The following is a 20,481-nucleotide window of genomic DNA, read 5'->3' as shown; positions in this document are numbered from 1 at the left end:
ATCTGCCGACGGAGAATGACCATGCCCGAGTACAAAGCTCCCTTGCGCGACATGCGCTTTCTGATCGACCACGTCTTCGACTTTCACCGTAACTACGCCGCGCTGGGGGCCACCGATGCCAGCCCGGACATGGTCAATGCGATCCTCGAAGAAGGGGCGAAGTTCTGCGAAAACGTGCTGTCGCCGCTCAACCGCAGTGGCGATGAAGAAGGCTGCCATTTCGACAATGGCGTGGTCACCACGCCAGCAGGCTTCAAGCAGGCGTTCGCCCAGTATGTCGAGGGCGGCTGGCATGGCCTGGCGGCGGATCCGGCCTACGGTGGCCAGGGTTTGCCCAGTTCTCTGGGCCTGGTCATCAGTGAAATGGTCGGTTCCAGCAATACGTCCTGGGGCATGTACCCCGGCCTGACCCATGGTGCGATGTCGGCGATCCATGCCCATGGCACCGAGGCGCAAAAGCAGACCTATTTGAAGAAGCTCACCGCCGGCCAATGGACGGGCACCATGTGCCTGACCGAAGCCCATTGCGGCACCGACCTTGGCATCATCAAGACCCGCGCCGTGCCGGCGGCTGATGGCAGCTATGCAATCTCCGGCAGCAAGATCTTCATCTCCGCGGGCGAGCACGACATGAGTGCCAACATCATTCACCTGGTGCTGGCCAAATTGCCGGACGCACCGGCCGGGACCAAGGGCATTTCGCTGTTCATCGTGCCCAAGTTCCTGCCCGATGCGACGGGCGAGGCGGGCGAGCGCAACGGCGTGTCCTGCGGCTCGATTGAACACAAGATGGGCATCAAGGCCTCGGCCACCTGCGTGCTGAACTTCGACGAGGCCAAGGGTTTCCTGATCGGCGAGCCGAACAAGGGCCTGAACTGCATGTTCACCATGATGAACCACGCGCGGCTGGGTACCGGCATGCAAGGGTTGTGTCTGGGCGAGGCGAGCTTCCAGGGCGCGATCAAGTACGCCAATGACCGTTTACAGATGCGCGCGCTGACAGGCCCGAAGGCGCCGGAAAAATCCGCCGACCCGATCATCGTGCACCCCGATGTGCGACGGATGTTGCTGACCATGAAAGCTTTCAACGAAGGCAATCGTGCGCTGACTTACTTCACCGCGCAGTTGCTCGACGCTGCACACCTGAGCCCGGACGAAACGGCGCGTCAGGAGGCTGAAGACTTGCTGGCGTTCCTCACGCCGATTTGCAAAGCTTTCATGACTGACACCGGGCTGGAAGTGACCAACCACGGCATGCAGGTGTTTGGCGGCCACGGGTTCATTCGCGAATGGGGTATGGAGCAACTGGTACGTGACTGCAGGATCGCGCCGATCTATGAGGGCACCAACGGTATTCAGGCGCTGGATTTGCTTGGGCGCAAGGTACTCGGCAGCCAAGGCAAGCTGCTGCGCGGGTTCACCAAAATCGTCCATAAGTTCTGCGCGGCGAACGCCGAACATCCGCAACTGGCCGGGTATGTGGCGCAGCTCAATCAACTGAATCAACAGTGGGGTGAGTTGACCACCAAGGTCGGTATGGCGGCGATGAAAAACCCGGACGAAGTCGGCGCCGCGTCGGTGGATTACCTGATGTACAGCGGTTACATCATCCTCGGCTACCTGTGGTTGCGCATGGCGCTGGTGGCCCAGGCGCAGCTCGATGCTGGCAGCGGCGATGGTGATTTCTGCCGGGGCAAACTGGCGACCAGCGAGTTTTACTTCAAGCGCTTGCTACCGCGCACAGCCGCCCATCGGGCGGCCATCGAAGCGGGCAGCGATTGCCTGATGCAACTGCCGGCGGAGCTATTTGCGCTCTGACACCTACCCTGTAGGAGCGAGCTTGCTCGCGATGGTCGTGAACGATAACGCGTAAAACCAGATGCCCAGTGGCGCCTTGGGGTTTTTCGCGAGCGGGCTCGCTCCTACAGTTTCATCCGTTCACTCCCGTCCACGGCAATGACTAAAAATAACAAAATGGTCATGAGCTGACCCTATGTGTCACAAAAGTTGTTGAGGTACACTCCGGTCCAACGAAAATACTCTTCCTGTGAATCACCTGTATAGATCTTGCGAGGTTTGCCATGGCTGACTACAAAGCGCCCCTGCGCGATATGCGCTTCGTCCTCAATGAAGTTTTCGAGGTCGCCAAACTCTGGGCCGAGCTGCCTGCGCTGGCCGAGACTGTGGATGCAGAAACGGTCGAAGCCATCCTGGAAGAAGCTGGCAAAGTCACCAGTAAAAGCATCGCACCACTGAGCCGTGCCGCTGACGAAGAAGGTTGCCATTGGGCGGACGGTGCCGTCACCACGCCGGCAGGTTTCCCACAGGCCTATCAGACTTACGCTGAAGGCGGCTGGGTCGGTGTCGGTGGCGATCCGGCCTACGGCGGCATGGGCATGCCCAAAGCCGTTTCGGCCCAGGTCGAAGAAATGGTCAACTCCGCCAGTCTGTCGTTCGGCCTGTACCCGATGCTGACCGCCGGCGCTTGCCTGTCGATCAACGCCCACGCCAGCGAAGAGCTGAAAGCCGCATACCTGCCGAACATGTATGCCGGCATCTGGGCCGGTTCCATGTGCCTGACCGAGCCACACGCCGGTACGGACCTGGGGATCATTCGCACCAAGGCCGAGCCTCAGGCCGACGGTTCCTACAAGGTCAGCGGCACCAAGATCTTCATCACCGGTGGCGAACACGACCTGACCGAAAACATCATCCACCTGGTGCTGGCCAAGCTGCCGGATGCACCGGCAGGGCCGAAGGGTATTTCGCTGTTCCTGGTGCCGAAGTTCATGGTCAATGCCGATGGCAGCCTGGGCGCGCGCAACCCGGCCAATTGCGGTTCGATCGAACACAAGATGGGCATCCAGGCGTCCGCGACCTGCGTGATGAACTTCGATGAGGCTGTGGGTTACCTGGTCGGCGAGCCGAACAAAGGCCTGGCGGCGATGTTCACCATGATGAACTACGAGCGTCTGGGCGTCGGTATCCAGGGCCTGGCCACTGGCGAGCGCTCGTACCAGAACGCCGTGGAATACGCCCGTGACCGTCTGCAAAGCCGTTCGCCAACCGGCGCGCAGAACAAGGACAAAGTGGCTGACCCGATCATCGTCCACCCGGACGTGCGTCGCATGTTGCTGACCATGAAAGCCTCGAACGAAGGTGGTCGTGCGTTTTCCACCTACGTAGCGATGCAGCTGGACACCGCCAAGTTCAGCGAAGACGCCGCCACCCGCAAACGTGCGGAAGACCTGGTGGCGTTGCTGACCCCGGTGGCCAAGGCGTTCCTGACCGACCTCGGCCTGGAAACCACCGTACACGGCCAGCAGATCTTCGGCGGCCACGGTTACATCCGTGAATGGGGCCAGGAGCAACTGGTGCGCGACGTGCGCATCACCCAGATCTACGAAGGCACCAACGGCATTCAGGCGCTGGACCTGGTCGGGCGCAAGATCGTGGGCAGCGGCGGGGCGTTCTATAACCTGTTCGCTGACGAGATTCGTCACTTCACGGCGACCGCCAGCGCGGACCTCGCCGAGTTCACCAAGCCGCTGAACGACGCCGTGACCACCCTTGATGAGCTGACCGCGTGGTTGCTTGACCGGGCGAAGACCAATCCGAACGAAATCGGAGCGGCGTCGGTCGAGTATCTGCAAGCGTTCGGCTACGTGGCTTACGCCTACATGTGGGCGCTGATGGCCAAGGCGGCTTTCGGCAAGGAAGCGCAGGACGATTTCTATGCCAGCAAGCTGGGCACGGCACGGTTCTATTTTGCTCGCCTGTTGCCGCGTATTCACTCGTTGAGCGCGTCGGTGAAGGCCGGCAGCGAGTCGTTGTTCCTGCTGGATGCCGCGCAATTCTGAAGAAGTAACGTTTTGTAAGCATTCTCTTACATAACGTGCTGCTGTTCTCCCATAGAAGCAGATTGGATCCACAGCTAATCTACTTCACATGGACGTAGCGCAGGAAGCGCAAAGCAACAACAGGGACACGTAGGATTCTGCCAGGACGGCGGAGTGAAATGGATGTCAGGGAAAAAGTCTGCAAAGCCCCGCTTCGGCGGGGTTTTCTTTTGCCCGAAGAAAAGTTTTAGCGCTGCCCATCCAGGGCCTGCGCACTGTTCAAGCGTCCATCCGGGGCGTTTATCACCTCTTCCAGCAATGTCCGCAATAAGGCCAGCGAAGCCTGCTGTCGTTGCACATCCCGACACACTAAACCGACTTTCAGTGGCACTCGCGGTTCGCTCAGGGGCTTCCACAGCAGTTCGTGGTTGCCATGGGTCTTCTGCGAGCGTCCGGGCAGTACCGTCGCCAGGCGCGTGTGCGGCAGGCTGTCGAGGATGCCGGCCATGTTGTTCAGTTCGGCCTGCACCTGTGGGCGGCGCCCGAGGCTCGCCAGTTGAGTCTGCCAGATCTGCCTGATTTGAAACTCTTCGCCCAGCAGCAACATCGGCAGCTCGGCGGCCTGGCTCATGGACACTTTCTTGAATTCACGCAGCGGATGCTCCGCCGGGATGACCAGAGTCAGTTCATCTTCGTACAGCATCACGCCATGCAAACCAGGCTGGCGGGGTGGCAGGTAGCTGATGCCGATGTCCAGAGACCCGTTGAGCAGGCGCCGCTCGATTTCCAGCCCGGTCAGCTCATAGATCTGCACCACCAGATGCGGTTGAGCCTTGCGCACCCGCTCGAGCATCTGCGGAACGAGGCTGGTATGCACAGTCTGCAATACACCGATGGCCAAGGTGCGCAGCGCCTGCCCCTTGAAGTTGCCGAGCGCTTCACGTGCCCGTTGCAGGCCATCGAGCAAAGGCAAGGCATGGTTGTATAGCGTGTGGGCCGCGAGGGTCGGCAACAGGCGTTTGCTGCTGCGCTCGAACAGGCTCACCTCGAGGTTTTGTTCGAGATGGCGGATCTGCTGGGACAGCGCCGGCTGGGAGATGGACAGGCGCTCGGCGGCCCGGCCCACGTGACCCTCTTCATAGACCGCGACGAAATAACGCAGTTGCTTGAAATCCATAAGTATTACTTATCGAAAATGCTTGGAAATCGAAATGGCTCAACGCCTTGTCTGAGCCTAGTCTAACCGCATTCACAAGGCTTACAGGGCCACAGAGCGCGATGAATACCGTTTGTTTCGATGGTGTTTACATAGGTAAGGCAAAAAACCTCAAAAGAGGTTTTTCCAGATGAATCTGTTCAGTCTGCGCCGCAGCCCTCCCAGTCTTGATGACCTGGTCATGGACGCCACCCTGCCATCCCAAGGCGATAACCTTTCCTGCGAGTACTTGATGCCCAGTGTCGAGCGGCCGAAACAAGTGTTTGTGCGTGGCCAGGGTTCATGGCTGTGGGACAGCGAGGATCGTGCGTATCTGGATTTTTCCCAGGGTGGCGGGGCCAACAGCCTTGGTCACAGCCCTTCGGTACTGGTCAATGCAATCACGGCCCAGGCTCAATCGCTGATCAATCCGGGTTTCGGCCTGCACAACCGCGGCATGCTCAGCCTCGCCGAACATCTGTGTGCCAGCACCGGCAGCGATCAGGCCCACCTGCTCAATACCGGCAGCGAAGCCTGTGAAGCGGCGATCAAACTGGCGCGTAAATGGGGTCAACAGCATCGCGGCGGCGCGTCGCGAATCATTGTGGCCAACAACGCTTGTCATGGTCGTAGTCTGGCGACGATTTCGGCGTCGGACAGTTCGGCATTGACCAACCGATTCGAGCCGCGACTGCCGGGCTTCAGCCATGTCCCGTTCAATGACCTTCCGGCATTGCATGCGGCCGTGGATGAGCGGACCGTGGCGATCATGCTCGAACCGATCCAGAGCGAAGCCGGCGTGATCCCGGCCAGCGCGCATTACCTCAAGGGTGTGGAACGCTTGTGCCGTGAACTCGGCATTTTGCTGATCTTCGACGAAGTGCAAACCGGCGTTGGTCGTTGCGGCACTTTGCTCGCGGAACAGTCCTACGGCGTAAGGGCCGATATCGTCGTGCTTGGCAAAGGCCTGGGCGGTGGCGTGCCACTGGCGGCTTTGCTGGCGCGGGGCAAGGCCTGCTGTTTCGAGCCCGGCGAGATGACCGGTACCCATCATGGCAATGCACTGATGACCGCAGCGGGTCTCGCGGTGCTCGACACTGTGCAGGACCAGGGTTTGCTCAATCACATCGCAGAAACCAGCCAGCACATGCGAGAAGGCCTTGGGCGCTTGGCCCATCGTTACGGTCACGGCGAGTTGCGCGGACAAGGGTTGCTTTGGGGGCTGACGCTGTCGGACGACTCCGCTGACGCGGTGGTCAAGGCCGCGCTGTACGAAGGCTTGCTGCTCAATGCCACGCAACCCGACTGCCTGCGCTTTACCCCGGCGCTGAATGTCAGCAACGCCAACATCGATGAAATGCTCCTGCGCCTGGCGCGCGCCTTCTCCCGAGTGCGCACCGCACAATTGCAGTGCCGCAAAGGGATTGCCGTCTGATCCGACGCGCCTCACACAATTTCCAGAACCGTCTCGCGGTAAAACGCACGCCTCACGCCCGACACTTTTGGCGTGGGGCGTTTTTTTGTCTTCGAAATTGAACGAAGAGGTGGCGCTCGGGAGTAGAGGGACTGAACCCTGACAAACGGCACGGGTCGATTAGCTGTAGGGCTTGAGCGAGCCCACCCCAATCAGGAGCTGCCCCATGGACTTTGTTCGCATCATCATCGCCATTCTGTTGCCACCGCTGGGTGTGTTTCTACAAGTAGGCTTCGGCGGGGCGTTCTGGCTGAATATCCTGCTGACGTTGTGCGGGTACATTCCGGGGATCGTGCATGCGGTGTACATCATCGCCAAGCGCTGAATTTCGCGGTGTCATAGAGATCGGGATCGCCGGCAAGCCAGCTCCTACAGGAGATCACCGTTCTGTAGGCGCTGGCTTGCCAGCGATTGGAGCACCGCCGATCTCCATCACCCGCCGATAAAACAACCACTCCTGCTCCAGCGCATGGGCCTGGTTACCGGCCTTGCGAAAGCCATGGCGTTCGTCCGCGTAGTAATGCGCTTCGACCAGAATGCCGTTGTTCTGCAGGGCTTCGACCATGTCGCGGGTCTGTTGCGGGACGACCACGGCATCCAGTTCTCCTTGAAAGAAGATCACCGGCACGCGGATATTGCCCGCATATAGAAGCGGTGTGCGGGCCGCGTAGCGATCGGCGTCCTGCAGTGGGTCGCCGATCAGCCAGTCCAGATAGTCACTTTCGAATTTGTGGGTCGCGCGCCCCAGCGCCACCGGGTCGCTGACCCCATACAGGCTGGCGCCGGCGCGGAACACGTTGTGGAAGGCCAACGCGCAAAGGGTGGTGTAGCCGCCGGCACTGCCGCCGCGGATGAACGCGTTGTCGCCATCGATCAAGCCACGCTCGGCGAGATGGCTGACCACCGCGCAAGCGTCTTCGACATCCACATCACCCCAACTCAAGTGCAGTGCCTGACGATAGGCCCGCCCATAACCGCTGCTGCCGCGATAGTTGAGGTCGGCCACGGCGAAGCCACGCTGTGCCCAGTACTGGATACGCGGATCGAGCATCGGGTAGCACGCCGACGTCGGGCCGCCATGGACGAACACCACCAACGGCGGTTTCGCCTCGCCGGTCATCGCCGGGTAGAAGAAACCGTGTGCTTCGCCTGAACCACTGGGGTAGCGCAAGGTTTGCGGGCGGCTGATCTGTTCGGGAGCAAGCGGTGCGATGCCACCGGCCAGCACTTGCACTTGTCGGCTCTGGCGGTCGATGGCGATGACGGCGGTTGAACTGACGGGCGACGCCGCGATGCAATAGATGAACTGCTCATCCACGGCAAGATGGCGGAAACGACTGAAGTCGCCGGTAAAGTCTTCACTGGCATCACCACACATACCCAATCGACCAAAACCGCCTTCGGTCCAACTGGCCAGATAGCTGTTTTCGTTCAGTGGCACCCAGGTGCACCCGCCGAGTTGCCAGGGTGCGGGGCCGTGGTCGGCCGCGGCACTTGGCAATGGGCTCAGGCCTTTTTCAGATTCTTTCCATGGCTGCCAGTAACCGGCGCGGTCCGTCAGGCAATACAAGCGACCGTCGGCATCGAACCGCGGTTGTTGCACAGACTCTTGAGCGTCGTCGCCGGCCACACAACGAGCTTCGGCATACCCGCCATTGGCGAGGCGCTCGGCAACCATCAAACGGGTCGCTGTCCATGGCTGATCCGGGCGACGCCATTCGATCCAGGCCAGGCGCCGGGCATCAGGACTGAGCGTCGGCGCCGAGTAGAAATCAGCACCCTCAACCAGCAGGTGACGTGCGCCATCGAACAGGTCGATGGCCACCAGTCGGTGTTGATCGCGATGCTCCTCGACCGCCAGCACCTGCCCGTTGGCGAACTGCAGATCGCCAAAACGGCACGCACCGGACGTCAGCCTTTCGGGTGCCTCGCCTTGCAGTGATTGGCGATACAGTTGCTGGTCGGCCTCGTTGACGAAAACGATACCGTCGTCCGTCAGACAAAACGCGCCGCCACCATATTCGTACACCCGGCTGCGCACGCTGAACCCCGGTGGCGTCAGGCATTTCGCTGCGCCGTCACGCCAATGCCAGATCCGGCATGCCGCGTCTCCGGGGCGGTATTCGTTCCAGAACAGGCCGTGCCGACCGACCTGCAGTTCGGCAAAGTCGATACCGGCGGCGACGGCTTTGGCCGCGCTGAAAGGTTCAGCTTTTGGCGATGAGGCGTGAGTTTCGTTCATTGCGAAAGGCCAGTTGGTCGATGGTCTGGGTCGCGTGTTCGGCTTCTTCGCGAGCCTTGAGGATCACGCCGTGTTGTGGCGACTTGCTGCACACCGGGTCGGCATTGCTTGCATCGCCGGTGAGCATGAACGCCTGGCAGCGGCAGCCGCCGAAGTCTTTTTCTTTCTCGTCACAGGAGCGGCACGGTTCGGGCATCCAGTCATAACCGCGAAAACGGTTGAAGCCGAACGAGTCGTACCAGATGTGCTGCATGCTGTGGTCGCGCACGTTGGGAAACTGCACCGGCATCTGTCGGGCACCGTGGCAGGGCAGGGCAGTTCCGTCTGGCGTGACCGTCAGAAAAATACTGCCCCAGCCATTCATGCAGGCTTTCGGGCGCTCTTCGTAATAGTCCGGGGTGACGAAAATCAGCTTGCACGGATGCCCTTCGGCCTCCAGTTTGGCGCGGTATTGGTTGGTGATGCGTTCGGCGCGCACCAGTTGCTCTTTGGTCGGCAGCAGGCCGACGCGGTTGAGCTGCGCCCAGCCGTAGAATTGGCAGGTGGCGAGTTCGACGAAGTCCGCCTCAAGGGCGATGCACAGCTCGATGATGCGGTCGATCTGGTCGATGTTGTGCCGATGGGTGACGAAATTCAGCACCATCGGATAGCCGTGGGCTTTCACCGCGCGGGCCATTTCCAGCTTTTGCGCGAAGGCCTTTTTCGAACCGGCCAGCAGATTGTTCACCTGCTCGTCGCTGGCCTGGAAACTGATCTGGATGTGATCGAGGCCGGCCTTCTTGAAGTCGCTGATTTTCTGTTCGGTCAGGCCGATGCCGGAGGTGATCAGGTTGGTGTAGAAACCCAGCTGGCGGGCTTCGCGAATCAACTCTGCAAGATCCTGGCGCACCAGCGGTTCGCCACCGGAAAAGCCCAGTTGTGCTGCGCCCATTTCCCGCGCTTCACGAAATACTTTTATCCACTGTTCGGTACTCAGCTCTTTGCCTTGCTCGGCGAAATCCAGCGGATTGGAGCAGTACGGGCATTGCAGCGGGCAGCGATAGGTCAGTTCGGCCAGCAGCCACAGCGGCAGGCCGACTTCAGGTTTGGGCGGCACTTGCACCGATGAATCAGGCAAGTTCGATCCAGTGCTGCGCACGGGCAACCTCCATGAATTGCTCGATGTCGTCTCCGAGCTCGGGCACGCCGGGGAATTGTTGGTCGAGCTCATTGATGATCGCCGCGACATCCCGTTCACCGTCGATCAAACCGCCGATCAGCGCGGCACTTTCGTTGAGCTTGATCATGCCTTCGGGATAAAGCAGCACATGGCCTTTTTGCGCCGGTTCGTACTGAAAACGGTAACCGGTACGCCAGGTCGGGGTCTTGCTGCGATCGAAACTCATAAGGTGATTCCTTTGTGCCAGACCCGTTCCCCGGTCACGCTGTGATACGGCGGGCGTTTCAGTTCGTAGGCCATGCTCATGGCATCGAGCATGCTCCAAAGAATGTCCAGTTTGAACTGGAGAATTTCCAGCATGCGCTCCTGGCCTTCACGGGTGGTGTAGTGCTGCAGCGTGATCGCCAGACCGTGCTCGACATCACGCCGAGCCTGGCCCAGGCGGGTGCGGAAATACTCGTAGCCGGCGGGGTCGATCCATGGGTAATGCTGAGGCCAGCTGTCCAGGCGCGATTGGTGGATTTGCGGGGCGAACAGTTCGGTCAGCGAGCTGCTGGCCGCCTCCTGCCAACTGGCGCGGCGGGCGAAGTTGACGTAAGCGTCCACGGCGAAGCGCACGCCGGGTAGCACCAGCTCCTGGGAGCGCAACTGGTCCGGGTCGAGGCCCACGGCCTGGCCCAGGCGCAACCAGGCTTCGATGCCGCCGTCTTCACCGGGCGCGCCGTCGTGGTCGAGCAGGCGTTGAATCCACTCGCGACGGATCTCGCGGTCAGGGCAGTTAGCGAGGATTGCCGCGTCCTTCAGGGGAATGTTCACCTGATAGTAGAAACGGTTGGCGACCCAGCCCTGGATCTGCTCGCGGGTGGCCCGGCCTTCGTACATCGTCACGTGGTACGGATGATGGATGTGGTAATAGGCGCCCTTGGCGCGCAGGGCCGCTTCGAATTCGGCGGGGGACATCGGGGTGTCGGTCATTGCGGTTCTCCGGTGTACATCCGGTGGATGCTTTGGTGCTTGTTCGGACGCCATCGCGAGCAAGCTCGCACAGGTTTTGTATGCGCCACCGATCCCATGTGGGAGCGAGCTTGCTCGCGATGAGGCCATCCGCTACAGCACAATACTCATGCCGTCATACGCCACTTCAACATTGCGCCGATCCAGCTCCGCACGCTGCGGCGAGTCTTCATCGAGAATCGGGTTGGTGTTGTTGATGTGGATAAGCACCTTGCGTTGTCCGGGCAGTTGCTCAAGTACTTCGAGCATGCCGCCGGGACCGTTCTGCGCCAGATGGCCCATCTCGCGGCCGGTGCGGGTGCCGACACCACGACGCTGCATTTCGTCGTCATCCCACAAGGTGCCATCGACCAACAGGCAATCGCTACCGGCCATGATCTCAAGCAGCGGCGCATCGACTTTGCCAAGTCCTGGTGCGTAAAACAGTTTGCCACCGGTGTTCAGGTCTTCGACGATCAGGCCGATGTTGTCGCCAGGATGCGGGTCGAATCGGTGCGGCGAGTAGGGCGGCGCAGCGCTGCGCAGTGGCAGCGGGGTGAAGCGCAGGTTCGGGCAGGCGGAGATGGTGAAGCTTTGATCGAGTTCGATGCGGTTCCAGTTCAGCCCGCCGTTCCAGTGAGTCAGCATGGTGAACAGTGGAAAACCACTGCTCAGATCCTCGTGGACCATGTCGGTGCACCAGACCTGATGCGGGCAACCTTCGCGCAGCATGAGCAGACCGGTGGTGTGGTCGATCTGGCTGTCCATCAGGATGATCGCGCCGATCCCGGTATCGCGCAGGGCGCGGCCCGGCTGCATCGGGGCGAAGCTCTGCAGCTGCGCGCGGATATCCGGGGAGGTGTTGCACAGCACCCAGTTCACGCCATCATCGGAAATTGCGATGGACGATTGCGTCCGAGCCGTGGCCCGCAGGCTGCCGTCGCGAAAGCCTGCGCAGTTCACGCAGTTGCAATTCCACTGGGGGAATCCGCCGCCGGCGGCGGAACCTAGAATCTGGACGAACATGGGCGCTCCATCATTTCAACGCTGAAAATAAAACGCCTCGGATAACCGAGGCGTTGTGCTGCACATCTGCCAAAGCAGAGATTAGCGGCTGGCGAAGTACATGGTGACTTCGAAGCCGATACGCAGGTCGGTGTAGGCAGGTTTGGTCCAAGCCATAAGTGAACTCCTTCAGGTGGGGTAGGACAGCGCTATCTATAGGTATAGTCCACCTCAAATCAGAGATGTTCCAGATAGTTAGGTTGCTATGTTACTCAAAATTTCAAAGAGATTGCCCGTGAAACTTTGAAAAAGCTCCTTACAGCCCCAGTAATGATCATTTTGTCGCTTGCCATGGCGCACCGGGTACAGCGCTGTTGGCAAGGCACCGCCGGCCGCCTTCGGCCTGATTCAAGCGTTGGGCCGCAGCCAGTAGAGCGGTCCGGTCAATTCGCAAAATGGCCTCGGGCAATTGCGTCAGATATTCCGACGAACGGCCGGCCAGTTTTCCCTGCCAGAGCAATTCGGCCGCCTGGTCCATGGTGAGCGTGCCGCTGGAAAGCTGATCCGCCAGAGCCTGGCGTTGAGCGTTGAAGGTGGTGTCGTCGAGCGCTTGGATCAGCCCCGGCAATCGATTCAGGAATTGCTCGATGTGTTGCAGCAGCTCTACAGGCGCAATGCTTGGCGATTGCACGCCGAACAGCAGCCCGGTTTGCCCGTGAATCTGCCGCAGGGCGCTGAACACCGCATAGCCGAGTTGCAACTCCACCCGCAGGCGTTGGTAGAACGGTGTCTGGCAGACATGCGCGAGCAAACGCCACGCGGCTTCGTCGGCCATTTCCTGAGTGGTTGTCGGACAGAACAGCAGCAACACGTGTTCGCTGGAGGCCGTATCGACAGTGCTCCACAGAGACTGTGCAAGAATCGAAGAGGGCGGCGTCAGTTGATTGTCCGGCGTGCCGGGGATGCGGCTCAAGGCCAGGCCCATGGCCGCTTGAGTCTGAGCCGATAACCCGATGGCCAGTCCATCCCATCGTGCACTCGACCAGAGTTGCTGTACGTCGTCCGAGCTCGGGGTGTGCCCGAGGCAGTGATCGGGCAATGTTTTGAGCAGTTGTCGAATCGGTATTAGCGCCACGCTCGTCGATTGGGCTTGTAAGGCAGCGGCGTCAGGTTTTGCCAGTTCTTTCAGCGCATGCTCGAGGACGGCGGGCATCGGCTCCTGTAGCCCGTTCAGTTTGAGCAGCCATTCGTTGCCCGACGCACTGAAGGACAAATCCACACCGGCCTGATGCGCGTCTTCTCGCAACGGTTGCAGGTTATTTTCCAGTCGTGATTGGAGGCTGCTGCCGGGAGCCGAGTCCAGGCGCCAACGCAGATAAATCGCACCTTCCGCGCTGTTGTCGGGCCATGCCTGGCTGAATTGCATCGGCGACCGTTCGCGGCGGCTGCGCGAACGGTCCTGGGCAAAAGTGCGCAAGCCACGGTGGGCGCTGGTCTGGCCGCGAATCAATCCGGCGTTGGGGGCCGGTGCTTCTGTACGCAAGAACGGGTTGGGTGCCGGTAATTGCCATGGGCCGCTGAAGTTATCCACAGCGCCGATTTGTTTGAGGATTTGCTTGAGGGCGGTAACGCCTTGGTCAGATAACCCGACTTCGCGTTGCTCGCTGTCCAGTCTGGCCAATTGCAGAGCGCTGCTGACGTGTTGCTGGCGCTGGAGCAGGGTGACGTATTCTTCGCGCAGCGGGCTCCAGTCTTGCCGGGCGAAGAAGCCCAGCCAATCCATCAGCCGCTCAGGAATCCCGGTTGCCGCGGAATTGGCGGGCAAGGTGAATTCGACGTGCAGCAAGGCTTGCCCGGCGAATTGATACAGCGACTCGGCCTTGAGCTTTGCCGCCATTCCACGCTCACGCAAATCCGCCAGCAAACCGCCCGGTTTCTCGGTGTTCAGCCAGTGACACAGGAACAGCAGTGCTTCGGCGGAGAGTTCGGGCAGCGCCTCAAGGGCAAAAAGCAGATCCAGCCGTCGTTCGCCAGCCTGTTGATAACTTGGGTCTGAAGTCGTCATCAGCGGCGAGGGGGATTGTTGTGGGACTTTTTCACCCTGGGCAAGGGCGCGGCCAAATGCCTCGGCCATCACCCTCAATTCGTCGACACTCTGCGGACCGGCCAGGCTCAAGGTCATCTGCCCTGTTCGATAGAACCGCAGATGAAAATCCCGCAACGCCTGCTGAAATTCGGGTTGCGGCACCGGGAGGCTGTCACGGTTGCCGGCATGGAAACCTCGAAGCGGATGTGTCTCGCAAAGCCCATCGAACAATGCCCGCTGTTGTTGCGCCGCCGGGTCTTGTGACCACGCGATAAATTCCGCGTGCAGCACTTCCCGTTCCCGCAGTTGATCGTCCGGATTCATACGCGGATGGGCGAGCATGTCTGACAGACGCTCCAGCCCTCCAACGAATGCCTGAGGTGGCAACTCGAAAAAGTAGTCGGTGGTCCGTTCGCTGGTCCGCGCATTCATTTGCCCGCCATGACTCTGGACGTAAGCCATCAGCCCCTGGCTCGCAGGAAAATGCTCAGTCCCAAGAAACAGCAGATGCTCAAGAAAGTGCGCCAGGCCGGGCGACGCCAGCGGCACATCATGGCTACCCGCGGCGACCCGCAACGCTGCTGCGCAACGCTTCAAATTCGGGACATGACGCAGCGTCACCCGCAAGCCGTTGGCCAGGGTTTCAGTGTGGGGGCGAAGGGGATTCAGCGCGGGCATGGGCACTTCCAGAACAGTGAAGTGCCAATGCTAGCGGATTACAGTGGACTAGCGCTTGTTCAGGTCGCCGTAAAGCTCGGGACGACGATCGATCAGGTAGCGATTGGCGGCACGGGAATCGACCATCAACTGACGATCCAACTCACCGACAATCAATGCTTCATCAAGGCCTGCCTGAGCGATGCGGCTGCCATCCGGCGCGGCGATGCTGCTCTGCCCGCAATAGTGGATGTCGCCTTCATGGCCGCAGTAGTTGGCGTAAGCCACATAGCATTGGTTTTCGAAGGCACGGGAGCGCACGGTGACATCGGCGACGAAATCGAACGGAATCATGTTCGCGGTCGGCACCAGGATCAACTCGGCACCGGCCAGGGCCAAACGCCGGGCGTTCTCCGGGAACTCCAGGTCGTAGCAGATCAGGAAGCCGAGCTTCCAGCCGTTGAGCTCAACGATGGGGAACTCATCGGAACCTGCGCTGAACATCGAGTGATCGAGGTCGCCGAACAAGTGAGTCTTGCGGTAGTTGCAGACGCGCTCGCCATTGGCGTCGATCAACTGCACGGCGTTGTAGATCTGCCCGTCGGCAGTGCGCTCCGGGTAGCCATACAAGATGGCGAGCCCGGCTGCCTTGGCAATGCGCGCGATCTGCTGCGCCGACTCACCGTTGAACACCTCCGCCAACACGCTGACGGCATCGACGCCGATGTTGTAGCCGGTCAGGAACATCTCCGGCAGCACCAGCAGGTCCGCGCCTTTGGCTTCCAGCGCCAGCTGTTGCACGCGTTGCAGGTTGCCGGCGACATCCAGGGGCAGCGGTGGACATTGGTATAGGGCTACGCGCATTTCGGATTCCTCTTACTCGGGCAGGGCGATCGGTCCGATCTCGTTGAACACATCTCCTGGACCCGGATTCTCGGCGTGAGTTGCACCGCCGAAGTGTTTCATGATGCCCCATACTGCGTTGAGCGAAGTCTGCACCGCGCCCTCGACCCAGGCCGGGGTCCACGAAACATCGTCACCGGCAATGAAAATCCCGCGCTGCTCGGCAGGCATGTCGTCCTGCATGAAGTGCGCGTACATGCGCTGGTTGTAGCGATAGTGGCCGGGCAGGGCGCCTTTGAACGCGCCGAGGAAATGCGGGTCGGCTTCCCACGAAACGGTGATCGGATCGCCGATGATCCGCGCGGCGATGTCGACTTTCGGGTAGATCTTCTTCAACGCGTCCAGCGCCAGTTTCACGCGTTTTTCCACCGGCTGCGGGAGCATTTTCAGCGCGTCGCTCATCCACGAGTACGACAGGCAAATCACCCCCGGCTTGTCGTCGCCGTTGTCGAACAGGTAGGTGCCGCGGGTCAGGCGATCGGTGAGGGTCATGCTCATCAGGTCGCGGCCGGTTTCCGGGTCTTTGTCCTTCCAGAACGGGCGGTCGACCATCACGAAGGTTTTCGACGACTGCATGTAGCGGGTGCGGTCCAAAGCCATCCACATCTTTTGCGAGAACAGGCTTTCGTCGCATTCGATCTGAGTGGTCAGCAGCCAGCTCTGGCAGGTGGTCAGCACGGCTGCGTATTCGCGGGTGTCGCCCCAGTTGTCGGTGACGGCGAAACGGCCGCCCGGTGCGTGGGCGATCTTCTTCACGCCGGTGCGCGGTGCGCCGTTGTGCAGCGAGCTGAGGCTGGTGCCGGCCGGCCAGTGCGCGCAACGCTCCGGTACATGGCGCCAGATGCCCTGTGGCACCTGTTCCACGCCGCCGACCACCAGATGCTGGTGATCGTCGCAGTTGGTCATGACAACGCGGAAGATTTCCAGCATTGAGTTCGGGAAGTCCGAGTCCCAGCCGCCAGTACCGAAACCGACCTGGCCGAACACTTCGCGGTGATGGAACGACAACTTGGCGAAGGCCTTGGAGGTGGCGACGAAGTCGTAGAAGGTGCGGTCGTCCCACAGCGGTACCAGGGTGTTCCACAGTTCCTTGAGGCGCGGCACGTCGCGGTCGCGAATGGCTTGCTGGATATCGGAGAACTGCGAACCGGCTTCCAGGGCATCGGCCCAGGCATCAGCCACTTCCTGGAACAGTGCGGGAAGGTCCGACAGCTTCTGTGCGTAATGGGTCTGGCCTTCGAGGTCGATCACCGTACTGCCCGATGCGGGTGTCAGCGGGTTGGGGAAAGGTTTGGTTTCCAGGCCGAGTTTGTCGACGTAGTGATAGAACGCGGTGGACGACACCGGGAAGCGCATCCCACCCAGTTCGGCAACGATGCCTTCGGCGCCATTGAACGCCTGGGAGCGCAGGCGGCCGCCCATTTTCGAGGCTTCGTAGACGACCGGTTTCAGGCCCAGCTTCATCAGCTCATATGCCGCCACCAGGCCGGCGATCCCGCCGCCGACAATCGCCACTTCGGCACCGTGATTGTGCTCGGGAATGCTGCCCAGGCCGGCCGGGTGTTCGATCCAGTCGTCGAAGGCGAAAGGAAAGTCCGGACCGAAAATGGTGACTGGTTTCTTACCGTCTGCAGGATGGCGATTGTTCTTGTTCATGGCTGACCTTGCTGGCGACCCGACGCGGAATGCGCATCTGAGTATAGGAAAAGATGCCAGCCATTCTAGAGAGCACAGAACACGTTAATAAGACGCAAAGTGTCGTCGTTTTGCCATTTGTTTGATCATTATGACGTTCTATCAATACACACTGACCACTGTGGGAGCGGGCTTGTCCGCGAAGAGGCCAGCTCTGGCACCAAAAAACTACAGGCAGAAACTCAAACCGGCTGCCCCCGATCAATCTTGCTACTCAAGATGATCGACGTCGTGGTCTTCTCCACCCCGTCCACACTGCCAATCTGATCCAGCAACTGATCCAACTGCTCTGGCGAGTCAGTACGCAGCCACGCCACATAATCAAATTCGCCACTCACCGCACACAACTGCTGCACCTGTGCCATCGCGCTTAACCGTCGCAACACTTCCTTGCCGGAACGAGGTTGCACGGTAATCCCCACATACGCCTGCAACCCGCCATCCACCACCCGCTGCCCGAGGCGCACGCCGTAGCCGGTGATCACTTTGGCCTTTTCCAGCCGCGCCAGGCGCGACGTGACCGTGGTGCGGGCGATGCCCAGTTGCCGGGCGAGCATGGCCACACTCTCGCGGGCGTTGATCTGCAGGGCCGCGATCAACTGGCGGTCAATTTCGTCGAGAACGGGTGGGCGAATGTCAGGCAAAGGGGCTGTCTCCAACGGTACGGATCAATGGCCAAGCATGTTACAGGCACATCCGGCACAGCGCTCGCGGCGGATATTTGATCTAGCCTTAGTACCGTTCATGACATTTTTGCCTGCGACAAATTGCCATAAGTAACTAGGTAGTACATTATTCCGCGCTTGTCACAAATGGGGAAAGTGTCCGACATGAATAATTCTGGGGCTGCCGCCGGCAGCAAATGGTTGCTGGCGGGGCTGGGCGTGCTGATTGCACTGATCGGGCTCGGTCTGGCCGGTGGTGGCGGTTATCTGATCGCGCTCGGCGGTAGCTGGTACTTCCTGTTGATGGGCCTGGCCATGCTGGCGTCCGGGCTGATGATCGCCCGGCGCAAGCCGCTCGGTGCCTGGCTGTATGGTGTGGCGTTGGTCCTCACGGCAATCTGGGCCGTTTGGGATACGGGCCTTGAGTACTGGCCGCTGGTCTCGCGAGTACTGACCTTCGCGGTGATCGGTCTGGTTGTAGCGTTGATCTACCCGACGCTGGTCCGCGCTTCGGGCGCGACCGGCGGGCGTGGTGCTTACGGTTTGGCCGGTATTCTTGGCGTCGGTGTGGTCGCAACAATGGCCTACATGTTCGTCCCGACCCACGTGGTCAAGGCCTCCACCGAACCTGCGGTAACGCCGGTCACTCCGGGCACCGAACAAAAAGACTGGGCCCACTGGGGCAACACCACCGCCGGCAATCGCTTTGCCGCGCTGGACCAGATCAACAAGGGCAATATCGGCAAATTGCAGGTCGCGTGGACCTTCCGCACTGGCGACATCCCGCAAAGCACCGGCGCCGGCGCCGAAGACCAGAACACCCCGCTGCAAATCGGTGACACGGTCTACACCTGCACCGCCTACGGCAAAGTCTTTGCCCTGGATGCCGACACCGGCGCCCAGCGCTGGAAGTTCGACCCGCAAGGCACCGCGCCCAACTGGCAGCGCTGCCGTGGTCTGGGCTATTCCGAAACCCCGGCGTCTTCGGACAGTCAGCCAACCGCCTGTACGAAACGTCTGTTTCTGCCGACCGGCGATGCACGCCTGATCGCCATCAATGCCGACACCGGCAAGCCTTGCGAAGAATTCGGCAACAAAGGCACCGTCGACCTGACCACTGACATGGGCGAAGTGAAGCCCGGTTACTACCAACAAACCTCGACCCCATTGGTCGCAGGTGAAGTAGTGATCGTTGGTGGCCGCGTGGCCGATAACTACTCCACCGGCGAACCGCCGGGCGTGGTCCGTGCCTACGACGTGCGCAGTGGTGAGCTGGTCTGGGCGTGGGATCCGGGCAATCCGAACACCACCAAACGCCCACCGGCCGGTGAGACTTATACCCGCGGTACGCCGAACGTCTGGTCGGCGATGTCCTACGACGCCAAGCTCGGTCTGGTCTACCTGCCAACCGGCAACGCGACCCCAGACTTCTTTGGCGGTCAGCGCACCGAGATGGACAACAAGTGGAACTCGTCCGTCGTCGCCATCGACGTGAAGAGCGGCCACGTGCGCTGGCACTTCCAGACCACCCACAACGATCTGTGGGACTTCGACCTGCCGGCGCAACCGTTGCTCTACGACGTGCCGGATGACAAGGGCGGCACCCAACCCGCGCTGGCGCAAGTGACCAAACAGGGCGAGATCTTCTTGCTCAACCGTGAAACCGGCGTACCGATCGCTCGCGTTGAAGAGCGTCCGGTGCCCCAGGGCCATGTGCCTGGCGAACACTACTCGCCAACCCAGCCGTTCTCGGTGGATATGCCGTCAATCGGCAACAAGACCCTGACCGAGTCCGACATGTGGGGCGCCACGCCGTTCGACCAGCTGATGTGCCGCATCCAGTTCAAAGGCATGCGTCACGAAGGCGTCTACACCCCGCCGGGCATGGACCGCGCCCTGCAATTCCCGGGCTCGTTGGGCGGCATGAACTGGGGCAGCGTCTCGGTCGATCCGAACACCCACTACATGTTCGTCAACGACATGCGCCTGGGCTTGGCCAACTACATGATCCCGCGCGACAAGATCGGCGCCGGGGCCAGCGGTATTGAAATGGGCGTGGTGCCACAGGAAGGCACGCCGTTCGGCGCCATGCGCGAGCGCTTCCTCTCGGCGGTGGGCATCCCGTGCCAGAAACCACCGTTCGGCACCATGTCGGCCATTGACCTCAAGACCCACAAACTGATGTGGCAAGTCCCGGTCGGTACCGTGCAGGACACTGGCCCGCTGGGCATCCGCATGCACCTGCCGATCCCGATCGGCATGCCGACCCTCGGCGCATCGCTGGCCACCCAGTCGGGCCTGCTGTTCTTCGCCGGCACCCAGGACTTCTACCTGCGGGCCTTCGACACCGGCAACGGCAACGAAATCTGGAAATCGCGTTTGCCGGTGGGCAGCCAGTCCGGGCCGATGACTTACGTTTCGCCGAAAACCGGCAAGCAGTACATCCTGCTGACGGTGGGTGGTGCGCGTCAGTCGACCGATCGTGGGGATTATGTGATTGCCTACGCTTTGCCTGATTAAGGCACTGCGACCGTTGTAGGAGCGAGCTTGCTCGCGATGGACGTTAAC

At 60.7% G+C, this 20,481-nt stretch carries 16 protein-coding genes; 5 read left to right on the top strand and 11 right to left on the bottom strand.

Annotated elements, in window-relative coordinates; genetic code table 11:
• The first annotated feature begins 21 nt into the window (after positions 1 to 21).
• Positions 22 to 1,818 (top strand): acyl-CoA dehydrogenase C-terminal domain-containing protein, encoded by a 1,797-nt coding sequence (locus B0D71_RS22320; protein WP_103396647.1) that lies wholly within the window; start codon positions 22 to 24, stop codon positions 1,816 to 1,818.
• A gap of 263 nt (positions 1,819 to 2,081) precedes the next feature.
• A complete protein-coding gene (locus B0D71_RS22315; protein WP_103396646.1) occupies positions 2,082 to 3,860 on the top strand; it encodes an acyl-CoA dehydrogenase C-terminal domain-containing protein in 1,779 nt (592 codons plus the stop codon).
• Between the two features lie 226 nt (positions 3,861 to 4,086).
• Here the strand turns inward: B0D71_RS22315 and B0D71_RS22310 are convergent, their stop codons facing one another.
• Entirely contained in the window at positions 4,087 to 5,016 is a 930-nt protein-coding gene (locus B0D71_RS22310; protein ID WP_103396645.1) for a LysR family transcriptional regulator, read from the bottom strand.
• A 169-nt stretch (positions 5,017 to 5,185) separates the two neighbouring features.
• Here B0D71_RS22310 and B0D71_RS22305 point away from each other — a divergent pair, with 169 nt between their 5' ends.
• Positions 5,186 to 6,469 (top strand): aspartate aminotransferase family protein, encoded by a 1,284-nt coding sequence (locus tag B0D71_RS22305; RefSeq protein ID WP_103396644.1) that lies wholly within the window; start codon positions 5,186 to 5,188, stop codon positions 6,467 to 6,469.
• A gap of 205 nt (positions 6,470 to 6,674) precedes the next feature.
• Entirely contained in the window at positions 6,675 to 6,833 is a 159-nt protein-coding gene (locus B0D71_RS22300) for a YqaE/Pmp3 family membrane protein (RefSeq protein ID WP_007947822.1), read from the top strand.
• Between the two features lie 54 nt (positions 6,834 to 6,887).
• On the opposite strand, the gene B0D71_RS22295 is transcribed toward B0D71_RS22300, so the two are convergent.
• From B0D71_RS22295 to B0D71_RS22250, 10 genes are all read right to left on the bottom strand, one after another.
• Positions 6,888 to 8,750 carry a S9 family peptidase gene (locus tag B0D71_RS22295; protein WP_103396643.1) on the bottom strand — a complete coding sequence of 621 codons (1,863 nt, stop codon included), beginning with the start codon at positions 8,748 to 8,750 and terminating at the stop codon, positions 6,888 to 6,890.
• The gene (gene pqqE / locus B0D71_RS22290) at positions 8,716 to 9,888 is read right to left on the bottom strand and encodes a pyrroloquinoline quinone biosynthesis protein PqqE (RefSeq protein WP_103396642.1); all 1,173 of its coding nucleotides are present in this window, start codon (positions 9,886 to 9,888) and stop codon (positions 8,716 to 8,718) included. Before pqqE ends, B0D71_RS22295 begins: the two co-directional genes overlap by 35 nt.
• Entirely contained in the window at positions 9,860 to 10,135 is a 276-nt protein-coding gene (gene pqqD / locus B0D71_RS22285) for a pyrroloquinoline quinone biosynthesis peptide chaperone PqqD (protein WP_103396641.1), read from the bottom strand. Before pqqD ends, pqqE begins: the two co-directional genes overlap by 29 nt.
• On the bottom strand, positions 10,132 to 10,884 hold the full coding sequence (pqqC, locus tag B0D71_RS22280) for a pyrroloquinoline-quinone synthase PqqC (RefSeq protein ID WP_103396640.1): 753 nt from the start codon (positions 10,882 to 10,884) through the stop codon (positions 10,132 to 10,134). Before pqqC ends, pqqD begins: the two co-directional genes overlap by 4 nt.
• A 132-nt stretch (positions 10,885 to 11,016) precedes the next feature.
• On the bottom strand, positions 11,017 to 11,928 hold the full coding sequence (gene pqqB, locus B0D71_RS22275; protein WP_103396639.1) for a pyrroloquinoline quinone biosynthesis protein PqqB: 912 nt from the start codon (positions 11,926 to 11,928) through the stop codon (positions 11,017 to 11,019).
• Between the two features lie 81 nt (positions 11,929 to 12,009).
• A complete protein-coding gene (pqqA, locus tag B0D71_RS22270; protein WP_003444522.1) occupies positions 12,010 to 12,084 on the bottom strand; it encodes a pyrroloquinoline quinone precursor peptide PqqA in 75 nt (24 codons plus the stop codon).
• 157 nt (positions 12,085 to 12,241) lie between these two features.
• Complete coding sequence (gene pqqF, locus B0D71_RS22265) at positions 12,242 to 14,671, bottom strand: pyrroloquinoline quinone biosynthesis protein PqqF (protein WP_103396638.1); 2,430 nt, start codon at positions 14,669 to 14,671, stop codon at positions 12,242 to 12,244.
• Positions 14,672 to 14,719: 48 nt separating this feature from the next.
• Complete coding sequence (locus tag B0D71_RS22260) at positions 14,720 to 15,514, bottom strand: carbon-nitrogen hydrolase family protein (RefSeq protein WP_103396637.1); 795 nt, start codon at positions 15,512 to 15,514, stop codon at positions 14,720 to 14,722.
• 12 nt (positions 15,515 to 15,526) lie between these two features.
• Positions 15,527 to 17,209, bottom strand: a complete 1,683-nt coding sequence (locus B0D71_RS22255; protein ID WP_103396636.1) for a flavin monoamine oxidase family protein — start codon at positions 17,207 to 17,209, stop codon at positions 15,527 to 15,529.
• A gap of 221 nt (positions 17,210 to 17,430) precedes the next feature.
• Positions 17,431 to 17,892 (bottom strand): Lrp/AsnC family transcriptional regulator, encoded by a 462-nt coding sequence (locus tag B0D71_RS22250; protein WP_046029956.1) that lies wholly within the window; start codon positions 17,890 to 17,892, stop codon positions 17,431 to 17,433.
• Between the two features lie 186 nt (positions 17,893 to 18,078).
• Here B0D71_RS22250 and B0D71_RS22245 point away from each other — a divergent pair, with 186 nt between their 5' ends.
• Positions 18,079 to 20,433, top strand: coding sequence for a glucose/quinate/shikimate family membrane-bound PQQ-dependent dehydrogenase (locus B0D71_RS22245; RefSeq protein ID WP_103396635.1), 2,355 nt, complete (start codon positions 18,079 to 18,081; stop codon positions 20,431 to 20,433).
• The last annotated feature ends 48 nt before the right edge of the window (positions 20,434 to 20,481 follow it).

It is taken from the genome of Pseudomonas laurylsulfativorans, from assembly GCF_002906155.1.
In the GTDB taxonomy this organism is placed as follows: Bacteria; Pseudomonadota; Gammaproteobacteria; order Pseudomonadales; family Pseudomonadaceae; genus Aquipseudomonas; species Aquipseudomonas laurylsulfativorans.
This window is presented reverse-complemented; position numbering and strand designations above follow the sequence as displayed.

What these genes read in the sequence shown, in the direction of transcription:
- B0D71_RS22305 (WP_103396644.1), top strand. Translation starts at nt 5,186, where the DNA reads ATGAATCTGTTCAGTCTGCGCCGCAGCCCTCCCAGTCTTGATGACCTG.
- pqqC (WP_103396640.1), bottom strand. Translation starts at nt 10,884, where the DNA reads ATGACCGACACCCCGATGTCCCCCGCCGAATTCGAAGCGGCCCTGCGC.
- B0D71_RS22315 (WP_103396646.1), top strand. Translation starts at nt 2,082, where the DNA reads ATGGCTGACTACAAAGCGCCCCTGCGCGATATGCGCTTCGTCCTCAAT.
- B0D71_RS22300 (WP_007947822.1), top strand. Translation starts at nt 6,675, where the DNA reads ATGGACTTTGTTCGCATCATCATCGCCATTCTGTTGCCACCGCTGGGT.
- pqqF (WP_103396638.1), bottom strand. Translation starts at nt 14,671, where the DNA reads ATGCCCGCGCTGAATCCCCTTCGCCCCCACACTGAAACCCTGGCCAAC.
- B0D71_RS22260 (WP_103396637.1), bottom strand. Translation starts at nt 15,514, where the DNA reads ATGCGCGTAGCCCTATACCAATGTCCACCGCTGCCCCTGGATGTCGCC.
- B0D71_RS22320 (WP_103396647.1), top strand. Translation starts at nt 22, where the DNA reads ATGCCCGAGTACAAAGCTCCCTTGCGCGACATGCGCTTTCTGATCGAC.
- B0D71_RS22295 (WP_103396643.1), bottom strand. Translation starts at nt 8,750, where the DNA reads ATGAACGAAACTCACGCCTCATCGCCAAAAGCTGAACCTTTCAGCGCG.
- B0D71_RS22310 (WP_103396645.1), bottom strand. Translation starts at nt 5,016, where the DNA reads ATGGATTTCAAGCAACTGCGTTATTTCGTCGCGGTCTATGAAGAGGGT.
- pqqB (WP_103396639.1), bottom strand. Translation starts at nt 11,928, where the DNA reads ATGTTCGTCCAGATTCTAGGTTCCGCCGCCGGCGGCGGATTCCCCCAG.
- pqqD (WP_103396641.1), bottom strand. Translation starts at nt 10,135, where the DNA reads ATGAGTTTCGATCGCAGCAAGACCCCGACCTGGCGTACCGGTTACCGT.
- B0D71_RS22255 (WP_103396636.1), bottom strand. Translation starts at nt 17,209, where the DNA reads ATGAACAAGAACAATCGCCATCCTGCAGACGGTAAGAAACCAGTCACC.
- B0D71_RS22245 (WP_103396635.1), top strand. Translation starts at nt 18,079, where the DNA reads ATGAATAATTCTGGGGCTGCCGCCGGCAGCAAATGGTTGCTGGCGGGG.